This window comes from Limnoraphis robusta CS-951 (assembly GCF_000972705.2).
In genome coordinates this window covers 1-16752 of sequence record NZ_LATL02000010.1, presented here as the reverse complement: position 1 = coordinate 16752, position 16752 = coordinate 1, and the positions used below count along the sequence as shown (strand labels likewise).

The 16752-nt window shown below is 42.1% G+C and carries 15 protein-coding genes and 1 pseudogene; 9 read left to right on the top strand and 7 right to left on the bottom strand.

The annotated features are described in order from the left end of the window. The 3 genes and pseudogenes from WN50_RS00880 to WN50_RS00870 form a co-directional block, all read right to left on the bottom strand. On the bottom strand, positions 1-436 hold a 436-nt coding region (locus tag WN50_RS00880), incomplete at its 3' end, for an IS607 family transposase (protein WP_049557441.1). A gap of 51 nt (positions 437-487) precedes the next feature. Next, positions 488-799, bottom strand: a pseudogene (locus tag WN50_RS37260) (lectin OAA family protein); the annotation flags it as partial. A gap of 236 nt (positions 800-1035) precedes the next feature. Continuing rightward, the gene (locus WN50_RS00870; protein WP_046280233.1) at positions 1036-4665 is read right to left on the bottom strand and encodes a peptidase; all 3630 of its coding nucleotides are present in this window, start codon (positions 4663-4665) and stop codon (positions 1036-1038) included. 208 nt (positions 4666-4873) lie between these two features. Here WN50_RS00870 and WN50_RS00865 point away from each other — a divergent pair, with 208 nt between their 5' ends. After that, positions 4874-5575, top strand: coding sequence for a rhomboid family intramembrane serine protease (locus WN50_RS00865; protein ID WP_046280234.1), 702 nt, complete (start codon positions 4874-4876; stop codon positions 5573-5575). A 122-nt stretch (positions 5576-5697) separates the two neighbouring features. Here the strand turns inward: WN50_RS00865 and tnpA are convergent, their stop codons facing one another. Further along, positions 5698-6105: an IS200/IS605 family transposase gene (gene tnpA, locus WN50_RS00860; protein ID WP_046280363.1), complete on the bottom strand. Its 408-nt coding sequence runs from the start codon at positions 6103-6105 to the stop codon at positions 5698-5700. A gap of 54 nt (positions 6106-6159) precedes the next feature. On the opposite strand from tnpA, the gene tnpB reads away from it, so the two are divergent. From tnpB to WN50_RS00820, 8 genes are all read left to right on the top strand, one after another. Beyond that, on the top strand, positions 6160-7311 hold the full coding sequence (gene tnpB / locus WN50_RS00855; RefSeq protein WP_049557436.1) for an IS200/IS605 family element RNA-guided endonuclease TnpB: 1152 nt from the start codon (positions 6160-6162) through the stop codon (positions 7309-7311). 377 nt (positions 7312-7688) lie between these two features. Further along, on the top strand, positions 7689-8069 hold the full coding sequence (locus WN50_RS00850; protein WP_046281297.1) for a polysaccharide biosynthesis C-terminal domain-containing protein: 381 nt from the start codon (positions 7689-7691) through the stop codon (positions 8067-8069). A 212-nt stretch (positions 8070-8281) separates the two neighbouring features. Then, complete coding sequence (locus WN50_RS00845; RefSeq protein WP_049557427.1) at positions 8282-9391, top strand: DegT/DnrJ/EryC1/StrS family aminotransferase; 1110 nt, start codon at positions 8282-8284, stop codon at positions 9389-9391. Next, entirely contained in the window at positions 9369-10355 is a 987-nt protein-coding gene (locus WN50_RS00840; protein ID WP_152964660.1) for a hypothetical protein, read from the top strand. The genes WN50_RS00845 and WN50_RS00840 overlap by 23 nt, the downstream gene beginning before the upstream one ends. A gap of 61 nt (positions 10356-10416) precedes the next feature. Beyond that, positions 10417-10953, top strand: a complete 537-nt coding sequence (locus WN50_RS00835) for a DUF1349 domain-containing protein (RefSeq protein WP_046278556.1) — start codon at positions 10417-10419, stop codon at positions 10951-10953. A 92-nt stretch (positions 10954-11045) separates the two neighbouring features. Further along, on the top strand, positions 11046-12275 hold the full coding sequence (locus WN50_RS00830; RefSeq protein ID WP_046278555.1) for a glycosyltransferase family 4 protein: 1230 nt from the start codon (positions 11046-11048) through the stop codon (positions 12273-12275). Between the two features lie 57 nt (positions 12276-12332). Then, positions 12333-13043, top strand: coding sequence for a hypothetical protein (locus WN50_RS00825; RefSeq protein ID WP_046278554.1), 711 nt, complete (start codon positions 12333-12335; stop codon positions 13041-13043). Between the two features lie 130 nt (positions 13044-13173). After that, a complete protein-coding gene (locus WN50_RS00820) occupies positions 13174-13809 on the top strand; it encodes a histidine phosphatase family protein (RefSeq protein WP_046278553.1) in 636 nt (211 codons plus the stop codon). Positions 13810-13812: 3 nt separating this feature from the next. Here the strand turns inward: WN50_RS00820 and WN50_RS00815 are convergent, their stop codons facing one another. The 3 genes from WN50_RS00815 to WN50_RS00805 are packed head-to-tail and all read right to left on the bottom strand — an operon-like array spanning position 13813 to position 16543. Beyond that, on the bottom strand, positions 13813-14214 hold the full coding sequence (locus WN50_RS00815) for an ester cyclase (RefSeq protein ID WP_046278552.1): 402 nt from the start codon (positions 14212-14214) through the stop codon (positions 13813-13815). 47 nt (positions 14215-14261) lie between these two features. Next, positions 14262-15209: an aldo/keto reductase family protein gene (locus WN50_RS00810; protein ID WP_046278551.1), complete on the bottom strand. Its 948-nt coding sequence runs from the start codon at positions 15207-15209 to the stop codon at positions 14262-14264. Beyond that, a complete protein-coding gene (locus WN50_RS00805; RefSeq protein WP_160315329.1) occupies positions 15209-16543 on the bottom strand; it encodes an MATE family efflux transporter in 1335 nt (444 codons plus the stop codon). Before WN50_RS00805 ends, WN50_RS00810 begins: the two co-directional genes overlap by 1 nt. Between the last annotated feature and the right edge of the window lie 209 nt (positions 16544-16752).

Sequence of the window (16752 nt, the reverse complement as noted above, 5' to 3'; positions counted from 1 at the left end):
GAACCACGATTTCTCCACCGTTTTGTTCAACCATATACTCGAATAGTTCAAATCCGAATCTACACAATCGATCACGACAGGCAATAACAAGCGTGAGCTTATCGCCTCGCATAAGTCTGACCAGTAGGGCTTGCAAGCCTTTTCGCTTGAAATTGAGGCTCTCGCCAGTATCTTTGATGATTTCGGCGTCTGGGTACTGCTGACGCATGAATTCAATTTGTCTAGCGAGGTCATCTCGCTGCTTGGTTGAACTGACCCGACAGTAGCAAACAACGGCAGATATAGCTGCACTTCGCTGGTAGGACTCGACATCATAGAGTCTTTGCCCTGCCTCGTTTTTGATGCTTTTGATTTTGCCTTCATCTGCGTATTTCCTCAAAGTGTGGGGATGCAAGCCCAGAAATTCGACCGCCTTTCTGAGTGGTATATATGCCATGAGTAAACCGGAGCATATATAAGCAAATATAAGTAAATTATTTACTGTTGATTAACCTCCATCATCGGAATTAATGTCGAGTGCTACAACATTTTGATTTTGCCGAGAACCAAGTATCCAGTTGCCACCTGGATGCCAAGGTGCAGAATCTCCTCCCCATTGATTCTCTACTTGATAAGTATTATTCCCTGACAAGGTTGCCCGGAAACCAATCGGCCCTTCACCAGCGTAAGTCATTGTTCCGCTTAGAGTTTGTCCGTTATCACTAGACTGAACGTTGACAGCAACAACATTTTGGTTAGAGCGACCACCGATCTCCCATTTGCCACCTTCATTCCAGGGAGCAGATGAGCCACCCCACTGATTTTCTACTTGCTATGATGCCATAATTCTTCTAATGTGATTTTAGTTATTTCTACATCATTCAACGATACATCTTATTGGTATAAATGCCAAGTATAGATTTTTTTATCAACAAATAGATTACTCATTCTTGAAGATATTAATTATTATGTTTTATTTCAAAAATCAATCGTCGGTTTCCGGTCTAGCCGTTCTTGATCGGATCAGACAAACAACATAAACTCCCTCTTTTCCGATTAATTGATGGCTTTATGAAGGCGTTTTGATTGTTTAACTTTCGGAACCGCAATGGAAAAATCGGTAGGTGCAATCGGTTCAATACTAGGATTATTTCCTCCAACTTGATTCGTCCGCAGAAGCCACAGTGAAGCGCCTAACTGTAGAAAAATCATTGAGACTTGATCACAAGTCCAACGAGGGAGTAAAGTTCGCCAACTGGCTATTACTTTTAATAGCGTTTTTCCAGGAGTTTCGAGCGGAAAACTGCCTAATGTAGATATATTATACCGCCAATCGGAGCGAACTTTTTTCAGGGGGGTGAGATAACGCTCCAAATTTTTCACCAAATCAACTAACAAAATAAACCGTTGAGTTTGTTCATGTTGGGGATGATCTTTTAACCATTTAATAATTAATGGATTCAACTCCATCTCAGCCATCATGCGGCGTAAAGCGGAATAAAAGGCTTGACTCGAGTCTTGTACACAAGAATTAACGGCACTCACAAAGGTTGTTCCGGTGCCATCTCCAATCCGATATCGCGCCGCCATAATATCGAGTTCATTAATCACATAACTCAGTGGAGAAAAGGTTAACCCATCAAAATCATAATCTTTAGTTAGCGGACTAAATTTCACCAAAACATCGCAAGTTGGACGACATCCCAACCATCCCCACTGACGCGCCCCCATATACCGCATCCAAGCCAATGTTCCTGAAGTAACTCCATCGCTATTGTGTGTATAAATTTGGCGATATTCGATGTCAAATCGCAGTTCATCGCTGAGAGGATCACGGATGACATTCGCCACTCCAAAAGAAAAATGCCCGAAGAAAATTCCCCAGGGTGAAGGCTCGGGTTTTTTCCCGCCAATTCCTCCATAAACGTGCATCAATAACGCTCGCTCTCCTTCTTGCCAATCTGAGGCTTTTTCGTTAGGATATTCTTCGATTTGAGGATCAAGTAAAATGCTATAAGCATGACCTTTGTTATCCACTGTTTTATCCCAAGCGTGGAAGTTCATAAAGTTGATTGTGGCTTTTTTTCCTTGGATGATGTGTTCCGGTTTTAGAGACAATAATGAACGGGGTGCAAGGGATTCAACCACAAACTTTCCTTCAGAATTTTTCGCGCCATAAATGTACCAACCGGAGGAATTCACGGGAGATTTTTCAAGTTGGTGATTGGTCGAGGGAAAAACCCCATTTCGTCGAGCAATTACGGTGGGAATATAAACGATTTCTTCTAAGCCATCAAACTGTTGAGATTGACGACTGTAGTGACGAACTTTAAATAAATCATTCCCGAGAGATTTGACAATTTGAACGAACCCATAAAAACGCCCGGTAATTTGGATCGGATCTCGATGAATATACAGTGTCAGACGTTCAGATTCTGTATCTTCTACAATCACTGGATCGGGCAATTTAACAATCATTTCATCGTTGGGTAAAGCCCCAGCTAAAGACTCTAAGGGATCAACTTGCTGCCAACCGTTAATCCGTTCTGGGTGAATTTTCCCTTGACGTTGACTCTGATAAGCTTGATAAATAAAATTAACATCTTGCGTGACTAATTTAACGTAAGTTTGTACTCGAGTCTGATTACTCCAGCGTAAATTAACAATCTGACCGATACGATGTTGATGGTCACTATCAGCATGATAAATTTCTAACCAAACTCCTTTAACGGTTTGACGTTGTTCAGCCGGAGGTAAAATTAAACGCCCGATCCAAGTTCCAATCGGTTGATAATATTCAAGATTGATGGATTGATTGACCGGATAATAATTGAGTTGATTAAAGGGGGCTGCTTTGTAGCGTTTATAATTGCTGCTGAGGGTAATCAATTCCTTGGGATCTAATCCAGTTGTTTCCCCTTTTTTGAGTAAAATTCCGGTGATTATTTCTACCGTTTGCTGAAGATGGCTACGACCATCACGTAACAATACCTCGGCTGCCATCAGCCCATCAGGGCCGTTATGAGCAACAGGGCCGAGAGAAATCAGAGAAATTTTACCTCGACGTTTGGCTCGGTTCCAGTTAGACAGGAACAAAATCGGCCAGCGTCCAGGAAACATAATTGACCCCAATTTTTCAACGTTATCCTTCTCGCCGACGAGGTGATAGAGGTGTTCAACCTTCATCGCTTCTGTATTACCACTGATCACGCCAGCCAGAGAAATGACTTCAATGGGGGCATCGAGGGTCTGCTGCAAAAATGAAACGGCTCCCATCGACATCTGGCCACCGCCGCTATATCCAATTAAGGTAATCGGGGTTTTACTCCCGACTGGATAACCAAAGTTGACTAAGCTGTTAAACAAAACCTGTGCCAAACCTTGATTTTGGATCGGGCCATAACGAGGGTCTGCTGAAACGGCGACGGCAACCATATTGCGAATATTGATGATCAGACTAATGGGATTCGTCGGACGTTTTACGGCGAAAGACTCCAGCATCCGCCACAAAAAAGCCAGAGGATGATTTTCACTCAAGGGTTGGTTTGTGACGGTGTAGGGCATAATTCCCTTGACAATCAGGATGTTTTTGGGAAGGGTAGTGGCTAAGTGATTTAATAAGCGCTCGACATTGGGAAGATATTCATAGGAACCTTGGTTAATGCCGTCTAAATAGATGACGTAGCGATCAATTGAGGTGGAGGGGGAAGTCTTGTCGATGGAGGTTCCGAAATATTTTAAGGGTTCTGATCCGTACCATCCCGCCCACCATCCCAATGCTTCAAAGGGGGTCAAGACGATGGAAAAGAATAAGGCGATGATACTAATACCGATTAAATTAATGATCAGTCTCAGGGTTTTTCCTAATGTCAGATACCAAGTTGAGAGGGCATCTTGAGAGCCTGAAGAGAAGAACAGGATGATCGCAAAAGCCGCTAATCCGATTAAGATGAGTTTCAACGGAGTGAATCGACGCTGTGAAGCGCTACTGATCACGTCGGTGCTGGTTTGGATGACTTCGTTGCTGACATCCCTCAAACTGATTGGGTTTCCAGCTAAAATGATTTGTTCGATTCCGGCTTGGTCTTTAACCAGTTGTTTTCCGGCGACTTTGTTTTGTATCCACTGTCCCAAGATGACAATTGGACGACCGACGGTGCGTTGGAGGATTTGGAAGACAACCCAACCTAATCCGACACAGACAAAAACTTCCCAGGTTCCGAGATTGGTGATCGCTTGCCATCCGACAATTTCTGCTAATAAAATCCACAGCGACAATAATACAAAAATGGGTATACCGAAGTAGGGTAAGCCTATTAAAAATCCAAAGAGTAAGGGGGCGTAGTTGAGTCCTAAAGTTCGTAGGACTGTGATCAGTTGGAGTTCAGTTAGTTGAGTCCCATAGAAGAAGTGACTGACTAACCAGACGCTTGTCGCCCAAAACAGGTAAGAAAAGGCAAATAAAACTGCGGCGATACCCAGACTCAAGAAAAAGCGAAGCGGCTTGACTCGGTTGATGAACAGAACGACACATTGGCCAATTGCTTCGGATAATCCCGCCGCGATCACGATGGTTAGGGCGATGATATTTCCTTGCGGTAGGGTGTGGATTTGGTTATAGACTTCAGGATTGAGGGTGAGCGTTCCCCAGACGAGAGACCAAAATTGCTCGAAGGCGGTTTCCATAGTTTTGAGTCGATCTAAAGAACCATCAGCTTGAAAGTTCTGTACTTGCTCAAATCTTAATCTATTATGAGTGTCGAGATTGATCAAAATTTGTGAAGATCAGACCTCAAATTTTTGTTTAGAAGTTCTTGTAAACTCAAGGTAGTTGTCAGCCCCATCAAAAATAAGCTAATGTAAGCACAAATTTTAATGATGAGGTATTGTTCCCTTGGTTCCTATACGTGACGAAAATCCAGTTTATATTACGCCTTGGGTGACAAGGGCGTTAATTCTAGCAAATATTGTCGTCTTTATCATTGAATTAGGGTTAGCCCCTGAACAGCTTGAAGATTTTTTCTACACTTGGGCTTTTGTGCCTTGTCAACTGACAAATTCCTGTCCTGTTGCGTTGCCCGTTTCTCCTTTTCCTGAATGGATTACTCTGATTACTTCTCAATTTCTGCACGGGAGTTTTGGACATATTGGCGGAAATATGCTTTACCTTGCTATTTTTGGGAATAATGTTGAAGATTGTTTAGGTCATTTTAAGTTCCTGATTTTTTATATTGTCTGTGGAATGTTGGCGGCTCTAACCCAGGGCTTTTTTGCACCGACTTCTGCTTTACCCACTTTGGGAGCGAGTGGGGCAATTGCTGGGGTTTTAGGGGCTTATATTATTCGCTTTCCTCGCGCTAAGATTACGCTTTTACCGTTTATTTTCATTCCGATTCCGATTCGTTTATCTTCAATTTTCTTTCTGGGATTTTGGTTTGTCATGCAGTTAATGAATGGGGTTGCGAGTTTGAATGTAGATGCGGTTACGGGTGCTGAACCCGGAGGAGTCGCATACTGGGCGCACGCGGGCGGATTTGTATTTGGGGTCATTTTAGGGCCGATATTGGGGTTATTTTCTGGCCCGAAACCTCGTTAGCAATCGAGAAACGGTATTCGAGTTTTGAAGTTACCGTTTCTCAAGTTTATCGAAATGGAGCAAGAAGACCTACGCCATAAGAAACGTTGGCGATAGGATGAATTGCGACCAACAAATAACTATCAATCAGGTCTGTCTTGCTCTTCAATATATTCCTTTAGTCTATCAACAGTAACACCTCCACAACTCGAAACATAATAGCTGCTAGACCATATAACTCTCTTGCCCCAGTAGACTTCTTTCAATTCAGTCTCAAACTGCTTAGACAAGACCCTACTGGTAGCAGTTTTCATTGAGTTAACCAGTTTGCTTAACTGTTGTTGCGGAAGGTACTGAAAGAGTAGGTGAACATGATCGGATTCACCGTTAAACTCTATCAACTCACAACGATTCCTTTCTAGGTTCTTGTTCATTACCGCTTCGATGGTTGTTAACATTTCATCTGTGAACACCTTCCTACGATATTTTGAGACCAGCACCAAATGAGCTTTTATGTCTGAAACAGCCCTAGCTGATGATTTTAAACTCATGTGGTCAATCACTCCATTTGCTGTATAATAACAACAGTCTATCATTGCAAGTCGATGTTCACCGCTCTTAAAGTCAGGTTTTACCCCAATCAAGAACAGCAAGTTCAACTCTCAAAAGAGTTTGGCTGTGCTAGATTTGTGTATAACCGATTTCTTGCAGAGTGGAATAAGACCTATGAGGAAACAGGTAAGGGGTTGAGCTATACAAAATGCGCTAATCAATTACCTGCTCTCAAGAAAGAATTGCCCTGGTTGACTGAAGTTGCCAGTCAAGTTTTACAACAATCATTGAAAAACTTAGACACAGCCTTTAAAAACTTTTTTCGAGGAACTGGCAAACATCCTAGATTTAAGTCAAAGCACCGAAGACAATCTGCAACTTATCCTCAAGGATTTCAGGTAAGCAGTAGTTTGATCAAACTGCCCAAACTAGGCGAAATCAAAGCTAAAGTTCATCGACAAATAAAAGGCAAGGTTAAGTCTATCACAGTTTCGATGACTTCTTCAGGCAAGTATTTTGCATCTTTAAGAATAGAGTTACCTGGAGAATGGCTAGAACAATCAACAGAAGGGAAAGTTATCGGGATTGATTTAGGATTGAATGCTTTGATTGTTACGAGTGATGGAGATAAGATTAAACCGCCTAAGTTCTATCGATACTACGAGAAGAAATTAGCGAAATATCAGAAACGTCTATCTCGTAAAACCAAGGGTTCTGCTAATCGAAACAAAGCCAGGTTAAAAGTAGCTAAAGTTCACGATAAGATTGCTAATTGTCGCTTAGATTCTCATCACAAACTCTCACGCAAGTTAGTAGACGAAAACCAAGTCATCGTGTTTGAGGATCTTAATATTAAAGGAATGACTCGCAATCATTGTTTAGCTAAGTCGATTAACGATGCAGCCTGGGGAATGCTTCAAACTCTAACTGAATACAAAGCCAAAGAGCAAGGAAAAGTAGTTGAGTTTGTAGACCGATTTTTTCCCAGTTCAAAAACCTGTAATTGTTGTGGGCATCACATGAAATCAATGCCCTTAAATATTAGGACTTGGGACTGTCCTAAATGTGGCAAAGTCCATGATAGAGATATCAATGCAGCCCAAAATTTGCGTGACTATTTCGCGTCAGGAAGTGGCGTTCTAGCCTGTGAAGACAGCGTAAGTCCAAAGCCGGACACTGTGTTTGGTAGAGGCAATTGTCAATGAAGCAGGAAGCCTGCGCCATAAATGAAATGTTGGCGACAGGTGCTTCACTCTCGTTTGATTAGACCGTAGAGTTGGCAAGCCCAGATAAAGAAGCAGAAGCTTCGCAACAAAAAAACTTGACAAATTGTGAGGGGTCACATAAAATTTATAATCGAAATGCTGAATATCTGCTTAATCTTATTACTAATTACTAAGCAAATATTAACTTAGTCTTTAGATTAAAAGACCGTAGCTTGACTCTCTGCGCGAGTTCCCCAAGTTTGCTTAGGGAATTTTGGGAGAAATAAGCAGGTAAAGCTGGCTGAGGTGTTAAGCCTCAGTTGTTTGTTAATCCATCTGTATTGTTTGAATTGGGTGTAGATCAAGGAGTAGTAGTGATGCCAATTCCGAAAATTTCTTGTTATATGAATCGCTCCGATCATAGAGGTTCATTTTGGGGCTTAGTTAACCAAGGGTCTTGGCAAGAAGTTAATTTTGTCGCGACTCAGGCGGGTGAAGTTCGAGGTGGTCATTTTCATAAGCGAACCCAAGAAGTGATCTTTTTGCTGCGAGGTAAAGCTGAAGTCGAACTGCAACATTGCCAAAACCCGGAACAAAAACAACAGTTTGTTTTGAACTCCGGAGAAGGAATTGAGATTAAACCTTATATGCTGCATACCTTGCGCTATCTCGAAGACAGTGAGCAAGTTGCCCTACTAGATGTTCCCTTTGATCCAATCAACCCCGATCTCCACACGCTGTCGGAAATTAAGCAATAGAAATCTACTGTCAAATCTATAGCAATTTCATCGGGGTAAAGTACAGAATCTTTGACCATCGGCAAGAAGAAAGTTTACGATTGTGTACCTCAGAACTTTGAGAAACGCTATAGCTTCTGCGGTGAATTTTCAGACCAATTGAATCGAATAGGAACGGAAAAATCCTAGAGCTAAAAGCTTTTTTAAACCCAAATATTTTAGGAGAAAATTAGATGATTCCTCAGATCCAACCCTGGATTGATGATAGCGAGTGGCTAGAAGTTAAGAAGGTGATGGAATCAACCTACTTAACCGAGAATAAGGTAACGGCTGAGTTTGAAGCCGGGATTCAAGAACTGACGGGAGCCAAACACGCGATCGCCGTATGCAATGGCACCGCTGCTTTGTATTGTATCTTAAAAGCGCTCGATATTGGTCAGGCCGATGAAGTGCTTGTTCCCAACATGACCTTTGTGGCATCTTCCAATGCGGTGATTATGGCCGGGGCTAAACCCATTTTTTGTCCCGTGAAAGCCGATACCCTGTGTATTGATGTTGAAGCTGCCGCCAAGTTGGTCAATGAAAACACCAAGGGGATCATGCCCGTCCATTTATATGGTCAAAGTGCCGATATGGAAGCGGTTTTAGCCTTTGCCGAACAGTTTAACTTAAAAGTCATTGAAGATGCCGCTCAGGCAATAGGTGTCAAGTTCAATGGTCGTCATGTCGGCTATTACGGCGATGCGGGAGCATTTTCCTTCTATGGCAACAAAACCATCACCTGTGGAGAAGCAGGAATTATCACCACCGACAGTGATGTTATTGCCCAAACCTGCCGGCGGCTTAAGAATCATGGGCGCTCGCGTCGCGGTACCTTTGTCCATGAACACATCGGGTTTAATTTTTCCATGACGGAAATGCAGGCGGCTGTGGGTATTGCTCAACTGAGAAAATTACCAGCCATTATTGAACGCAAGCGGCAAATTCACGAAGCTTATATGGCTGGCTTGGCAGACGTGACCCAGTTGAAGCCGTTCTTGATAGATGAGCGCTGTGAGCCTGTCTACTGGTTTACTTCTTTTTACGCGGAAAACCGCGCTGAACTGGCTGACTATTTAAAAAATCAGGGAATTCAAACCCGCATCCTTTTCTGTCCGCTTCATCTTCAACCCTGCTATGAAGGCTGGGCCGATCCAAGTGTGGATTATTCAGTTAGCATATCTGCTTATGAGACAGGACTTTCTTTACCGTCATCTTACATTTTGACCGATGAGGAACTCGATTATATCATCGCTCAAATTCACCAGTTCTATCAGTCTCGTGAACAAGCCGAAAGTGCCTGAATCCCCCCTTTCTCAAACCTCTGAATATCTTGCCTGCTACGAACAGGTTGTTGCGGCTGTAGCAGATTTGCCCCAAGGTAAAGTCTTATCTGAAGCCTTGATAAAAGGCTGCGACTTTTTTCACTTAATTTCTCCCCATGAGACGGCAAACATCACCCAAATTCAAGTGCGGGAAGGACACGGCCCTCAAAATCTTGATGGCGAACCAATTGACACTCAGTTCCAAGCTTATTTGGAAGCGGTGATTAATCCTCAGATTCGCAGGGGTATCCTCTCAGATGGCACCCAACCGGGAAGTTATGACGATCGCAAAGTCCGCTGGTCTGGGGCTGGAGTGGCTGGATTTTGGTCTCGCAGTCAAGACACCCTTACCCTAAAAGTTGGGCCGACTAGCTACCCCCGCTGTCGTCTGGATATAACTCGTAGCCCGTTGGAATCGTTAAAGCTGATGCTGCGGGGATTAATAACTTATCAAGATCCCTACGCCTATTTTGCCAGAGGAGTTGGGGTTGGGGTGGTTCCGGTGACAACCGAGGGTAATGTTTACATTGGCAAACGGTTGAATTCATCCGATTATAGAGGCGTTCTCAATTTTGTAGCGGGTTGGGCAACATTTTCTCCCACCGTTCAAGAGATCAATTTTTATCAAGATGCTCAACGGGAGTTGCGGGAAGAAGTGAAGATTGCCATGACTTTAAACGAGACAAATACTCGATTTATTGGCATATCTGGCAACCCAATTACTGGAGAAGTTGATTTGGTTTTTGTGGTACAAACAGAAATGCCGGATCATCATTTTCAATCAGGTCAGTGGGAGGAACATTCCAGTTTAATTAGGATTCGCAGTAAAGCGGAAGCAGAGGCTCTGCTAGAATATGGACGCTTACCTGGAGAACAAGAACCCTGTGCTTTAATGTTTTCCTCTCGTTTAGGCTTAGAATACTTAGTGCAATATCATTGGTGAAGGATAAATAAAAAGTACCTGACACCATTGATTGTTAAAAATTTGAACAAGATAAAACCCTATGCAATGGCTTAATGAACCCGCCCAATGGACTGATTCAGACAATCGCTTGATTGTCAAAACATCCCCCAAAACCGATTTTTGGCGAATGACTCATTATGGGTTTATTCGTGATACGGGGCATTTTTATTTTGATTCGATTAGCACTGATTTTGTGGTAGAAGTCAAAATACGTGGTGATTATAAAGATATCTATGACCAAGCGGGGATTATGTTGCGCGTTGATGAAAAGCATTGGATTAAGACAGGCATTGAATACGTTGATGGGGTACAAAATCTAAGTGCTGTTGTTACCCATGATTATTCAGATTGGTCAGTAATTCCCTTGCAAAATCCTCCCGACGTTTTACAGATGCGGGTTGAACGTTCTAAGGAAGCAATCCAGATTTTCTACTTAAATGAAGTGTCTAACTATGCTTTGCTGAGAATGACCTATTTCCCCTATGAAACAATTCAAATTGGCGTTATGTGTGCTTCCCCAGATGGAGATGGATTTGAAGTAACCTTTGAGGATTTCATGGTTAATGTTACAGCATGACTTTTGAAAAAAGCCGTCCAGGATCATACTAGAGTTGAGACTATTTATTAATTTGACAATCAATTTTCAGGGTAAATTCTAAATCAATTCGTATGATGAGAGTTCTTTTTATCATTAACTTACCGCGTGGCAGTCTGGAAGTCTTAGTCCGAGAGGCTGTTTCTGTTGTGGAACCTCAAGGAATAGAAGTCCTGTGGGTTTATATGAATCAGTTTATAGAAATGATGGATACCTGTCCGGAAATGTTAGAATTTGTGGACTTGGTTCATTTTGTTATTGATGTTCAATCCTTCTCCTATGAACACATCAAAAAAGCGGCTGAGATTCGTCCAATTCTAACCAGCTATCACCATTGGAACTTTAAAGAAATACCGGAACAGTTGCAGTTGGTCGATCACATATTTTATGTTTCTAAAATTTTAGAACCCGAGGTGAAACAGCTTAAACCGGAAAAAGCAACAATCAGTCTTTTATCCAATGGAGTCGATCCGAAAGTCTTTTGTCCAAAACCCAATCCCAAGTCCCGCGATAATTTTGTGATTGGTTTTTTTGGAACTCAACGTCCGAGTAGTCGTAGCGATCGCAAAGGTAGTAGACTACTAATAGCAGCGACAAAAATCATAGTAGAAGCTGGATATAAACCCGCTTTTTTGATTATGGGTTACGGATGGAAAAATTTAGTCCCTGCATTAAGAGAACTGGGTTGTCAGGTCACCTACAAGGTCAGTGTACCGCGAGAAGATGTGCCTAAATACTATAATCAACTGGATCTGTATTTGATCGCATCACGCATAGAAGGAGGCCCCTTAACCCTACTCGAAGCCGGAGCTTGTGGAATTCCTGTAATATCAACTCCCGTCGGTATCGCTGTAGATATTCTCAAAAGACCCGGATGTGGAAAAGTTCTTTCAGGATTCGATCCTCAAGAAATAGCAGAAGCCGTTATTGATAATATGGACAACCCTAAAATAGCCCAAGACAGAGCGCAAGCTTTACTGCAAGAAATCCGTCAATCTTGGACTTGGGAAGAGTCTTATAAAGACTTACCTCAAGTTTATTTTGATATTTATAATAAAACGGCTAAGTCATCCCGTCCAAATTTGCCAACCCTAAATCGGGTTAATATACCACCCTATCTGAATTTACAACAAGATGCAGTAACACAACGAAGAATCGCTACAAACTATGCTTTATTTTATTATGCTTTCTGTTTGTACGATCACGGTGAAAAACTAGCCGCTCTCCGCACTGGATTACCTCTTTTACATAAAATAAAACCTAGCTATTTTTGGAAGGAACTTCAGCGAGAAGAGCATTGGTAAAACTTTTATATTCTTGAATTATATTCTTGAACTCAAGATAGAGGTTTTTTTTGAGCAATGGTTAACAATCATCTAAAAGGAGAAAATATTGCTATGACATCGCAGTTAATTGTTGCCGCAGGTATGATGAGATCCGGGAGTACCTGGTTGTACAATGCGACTCGCCTAGTGCTTTCTAGTTCACCGACTATCAAGGAGAATTTGAGTTGTGGATGGTCCGGAGATTGGAAGGATAAGCTGATCCCAGAGAAACAGTATACCCTGATCAAAATACATGATTTTAACCCAGGGATTGTCGAGAGAGCAGATGTAATTGTCTATTCTTATAGAGATGTTCGAGATGCAATGGCAAGTGCCTTAAGAATCTTTGGAAATCCTCCCTCCCTGGAGTCGGCGGACTATCTGATCCGAATGCACGAAAAATGGATTGAAGTCGCAGACCTAGTTGTACCTTATGACAGTATTTTAAATGAAAAAAACAGGGTGATTGAAAAATTAGCACAAGTTTGTGACGTCGGTTCTGTTAATGCGTTAGCCATCGTTGAAGAAATTGATAGTTTATCTTACAATAGTGAGGGGGAGAAAGATGATGTTCACCACAAAACTAATCTTTTCCACCCTAATCATATTACAGATGGTGGTCATGGTTATTGGATGAACTATCTGGATCGGGATTTAGTGAAACAAATCGAGACGAAATATCAGGATTGGTTTGAAAGAAACGGGTATCCTGTTTCGTCAGGGGTTGGAAATAAAAATACTCAATAAATTAGATTCTTTCTTGAGGCTCGCGGCACCTAAGCAGATGTTTAACTCATGTTAAACTGGCCTTAAAATCAGAAGGATATTGTAGAAATGGATTCTTACTGCTCAAGCATCATTAATACGATAGCCAGAAATGAAACTAATTATTGTGCGCCATGGGGAAACCGACTGGAATCAACAAGACAAGGTAATGGGACAACTTGATAGTCTATTAACTCCCAAAGGAATTGAACAGGCTCAAGCCATTGCTAATCGTTTACGTCGTCTTTCATTCACCACTTTGTACAGTAGTGATCTGGGTCGTGCGGTTCAAACAGCCAACATCATTGCTGAAATTTGTGGAAAGAATGTTATTTTTGACTCGGAATTACGGGAGTGGAATATGGGAATATTTCAGGGATTCACATTTTCTGAAATGGACGAGAAGTTTCCAAAGGAACGGCAAGACCATAAACAGATGCGCTATGAATACGTCATCCCAGCAGGAGAAAGTTTAAGGCAATGTCGGGACAGAGGCTATCGTGCGTTGAATCGGATTGCTGAACGACATTTAGATGAAACCGTTGTGGTGGTTACTCATGGTTTTGTCTTAATGAATTTCTCTGAAATGGTGTTTAATCTTCCACCGGGAAATGGTTGGCGCTTCAAGCTGCATCATGCAAGCTTCTGCTGTTTTGAGTATGTTAACGGGTGTTGGAGTCTTGTTGTCTGGAATGATACAAGTCATCTTGAAACTATGGATATCCTCACAGCCAATCTAAATTCTTAAAAGTTAAGAAGCCTGAATCTGGTGGACAATTTCCGACATCGGCCAATACCCCCAAGATTCTGTAATCTTCTGATTCTCAATCTTGAAGATTTCTAATGCCTCAAATTCTACTCTCACACCAGTGGGAGCGATACCAACAAACTCACCGAGATGGGTAGCGCTAAAGTGACCTCGAAATACAACTTTGTCATTTTCTTCAATTAGATCATCGATGACCACTTTAATATCTGGAAAGGATGTGTGAGTCGATTTCAAGATCTTAATTGCATCCTCAACACTTTGTACTTGAGGAAGTCCATGATCTAAATAATTCGACGCCATACATTTGTATGCTGCTTCGTAATCTTGACTGTTATAGATTTCAAAAAACTGTCTGACGACATCTTTATTTGTTAAATTACTCATAGCATTTTATTTCTACTTTAACGGCTCAATCATACACGAAGCGTGAATCACTTGTGAACAACTGGTAAGAGGACTTGATCAATTGTTGCCAATACATCTGTATCGAGTTTGACTCCTGATGCTGTGACGTTATCCACAATATGTTCCGGACGACTCGCACCAATAATAGCTGAACAAACGTACTCAGTGCGGAGTACCCAAGCCAAAGCCAACTGTGGCATACTTAATCCTAAGTTTTGGGCAATGGGTTTCAATTTCTGGACTGCGGTGAGAATGCGATCGCTAAACAACTCCTGCAATAAGTACCAATTCATTTTATCATTAGCCGCACGAGAATTTTCTGGGGGAACTTGTCCAGGTTCGTATTTACCTGCTAGTACACCTTGCGCTAGGGGAGACCAAACAATCTGACTAATTCCATTGGCTGCACACAAGGGAAACACTTCAGCTTCCGGGTCACGCCACAGCATCGAATATTGAGGTTGACTCGAAACAAACTGTTCTACATCAGCAAGATCGCAAGCGGCTTGAATTTGTTCTGGACTCCACTCGCTAAAGCCAATGTAACGCACTTTTCCCTGACGCACGACCTCAGTCAGTGCCATCATGGTTTCTTCCAACGGTGTATCCGGATCGTAGCGATGACATTGATACAGATCAACATAATCGGTACGCAACCGAGTTAAGGACGCATCAATTTGTTTTCTGATTTGGGGGGCTGAGAGTCCCTTGTCAGTCGGTGAGGTGGGAAAAAAGACCTTCGTGGCCAGGAGATAGGACGAGCGCTCAACGCCTTGTAACACTTCCCCCAAAAACGACTCAGCCCCACCCGCCGCATAGGAATTAGAAGTATCAATGAAATTAATTCCAACGTCAAAAGCCTTGTAAATGCAGGCTTTGGCATTGCGATCTTCTACCCCCTCGTGAACACCCCAAGAACCCAAACTAATTTCAGAAACGAGTAATTCACTGTTGCCCAATTTTCTGTATTTCATCAGTTAGTAACCGCCTCCTTTTCCGGATTAGATTGTAATGTCATGGGAACCTGTATTCCCAAACCTAACGTGCAAGATAACATAAAGATTGACAAACTCAACCACAAAAAATGATTGCTGTGCAAATAAAAGGTTGATACACAAAGTAAGCTTAATCCGATAAACCCACTGATTAGGTATGTCTTGCGAACAGCAACCGCTTCTCCTAAGCCAGCGAAATACCCATCTAGAGCATAAGCAAATCCTGAACCTACGACAACGAGTAATATCCAAGGCGTATAAACGCTAATAGATTCTATTAATTCAGAATGGTTAGTGAATAGATGAAATAAGGGGCCAGGAAAAAAGAAAGCAGTCAACCCAATGACTAAAGCAATAGTAAGGTTTGTTCCTAATGCTGTTTGCAAAAGCGGCAGAAATTTATGAGTTGCTCCTTGTCCTTTAAAGTTACCTGTTAGAGTAGTCGTTGCGTATTCTACACCGTCACACATATACATACTGATGGCAACAATTTGAATAAGCAAAACATTTTCAGCGAGAATGTCTGTTCCAAATGTTGCACCAAAAGCACTAAAAAGGATAAACATCAAGACGATCACTACAGACCGAGCGGATAGATTGCGGTTCAAAATAAAAGGAGTTTTCAGAGCCGATAAATTTAGCACTTTTTCGGTTAAAGCAATTATTTCTTTTAACGAAACTTGTCGAGAAATCATCACAAGTGCTACAAATAAGATGATGTATTGGCTAATCGCTTGTGACAACCCCGCTCCCATGCTTGCCAAATCCCAACGGACAATGAAGAGGTAATTGAGTGCAATATTGGCAACATTTCCAATAATCGTCAGTGAAAGAACTTTGCCATTTTGTTCTTGCCCAAGTAGCCATCCCGTTAAAACTAAGTTGACTAACGCCGCAGGTGCTGCCCAAATCCGGATATTAAAATAAGTAAGACCCGCAAGTTCCACATCTGGAGTACCGTTTAACATGAAAAAACCTAGCTTTCCGATAGGATATTGCAGCAGTAGAAAAAGCATCCCAAAGCCCAAAGCAATTAAGCCATTTTGCAATCCGGCTAGAAGCAGTGCTTCTCGATCATCTCTTCCCGCAGCTTGAGAGGTCATCACAGTTGTTCCCGATTTGATAAAGGCACAACTCTCGTAGAGAAAATCAAACAAAATAGCACCCAGTGCTACCCCGGCTAAATAGCTAATGCTTGACAAATGCCCCAGAAAAGCAACACTAATTGCCCCTGACAAGGGAATTGTAATATTCGACAGCACGTTAACAGAGGCGACTTTGAGAAAGCGAGAGAGAAAGTCGTATTGAAGCAATGTAACCCCCCAAATGTCCAATTGAGACTGATATTCTACTGTTGACCCATTCCACCCGGTCAGAATTAACACGAGCTTATAGTAACATTTGTTTACCAAAAATTGCCGCACACGCCCCTACCTTCAGGTATGGGGATATAAGGCCAGGAAAAATGCTATAATAACTCTACTGGCAGGGTATTCAACCAGTTGAAAAACCCAGCATCTAA

Coding starts and splice junctions, on each gene's coding strand:
- WN50_RS00870 (WP_046280233.1), bottom strand. CDS start 4,665: ATGGAAACCGCCTTCGAGCAATTTTGGTCTCTCGTCTGGGGAACGCTC.
- tnpA (WP_046280363.1), bottom strand. CDS start 6,105: ATGAGTTTAAAATCATCAGCTAGGGCTGTTTCAGACATAAAAGCTCAT.
- tnpB (WP_049557436.1), top strand. CDS start 6,160: ATGTTCACCGCTCTTAAAGTCAGGTTTTACCCCAATCAAGAACAGCAA.
- WN50_RS00850 (WP_046281297.1), top strand. CDS start 7,689: ATGCCAATTCCGAAAATTTCTTGTTATATGAATCGCTCCGATCATAGA.
- WN50_RS00845 (WP_049557427.1), top strand. CDS start 8,282: ATGATTCCTCAGATCCAACCCTGGATTGATGATAGCGAGTGGCTAGAA.
- WN50_RS00835 (WP_046278556.1), top strand. CDS start 10,417: ATGCAATGGCTTAATGAACCCGCCCAATGGACTGATTCAGACAATCGC.
- WN50_RS00830 (WP_046278555.1), top strand. CDS start 11,046: ATGATGAGAGTTCTTTTTATCATTAACTTACCGCGTGGCAGTCTGGAA.
- WN50_RS00825 (WP_046278554.1), top strand. CDS start 12,333: ATGGTTAACAATCATCTAAAAGGAGAAAATATTGCTATGACATCGCAG.
- WN50_RS00820 (WP_046278553.1), top strand. CDS start 13,174: ATGAAACTAATTATTGTGCGCCATGGGGAAACCGACTGGAATCAACAA.
- WN50_RS00815 (WP_046278552.1), bottom strand. CDS start 14,214: ATGAGTAATTTAACAAATAAAGATGTCGTCAGACAGTTTTTTGAAATC.
- WN50_RS00810 (WP_046278551.1), bottom strand. CDS start 15,209: ATGAAATACAGAAAATTGGGCAACAGTGAATTACTCGTTTCTGAAATT.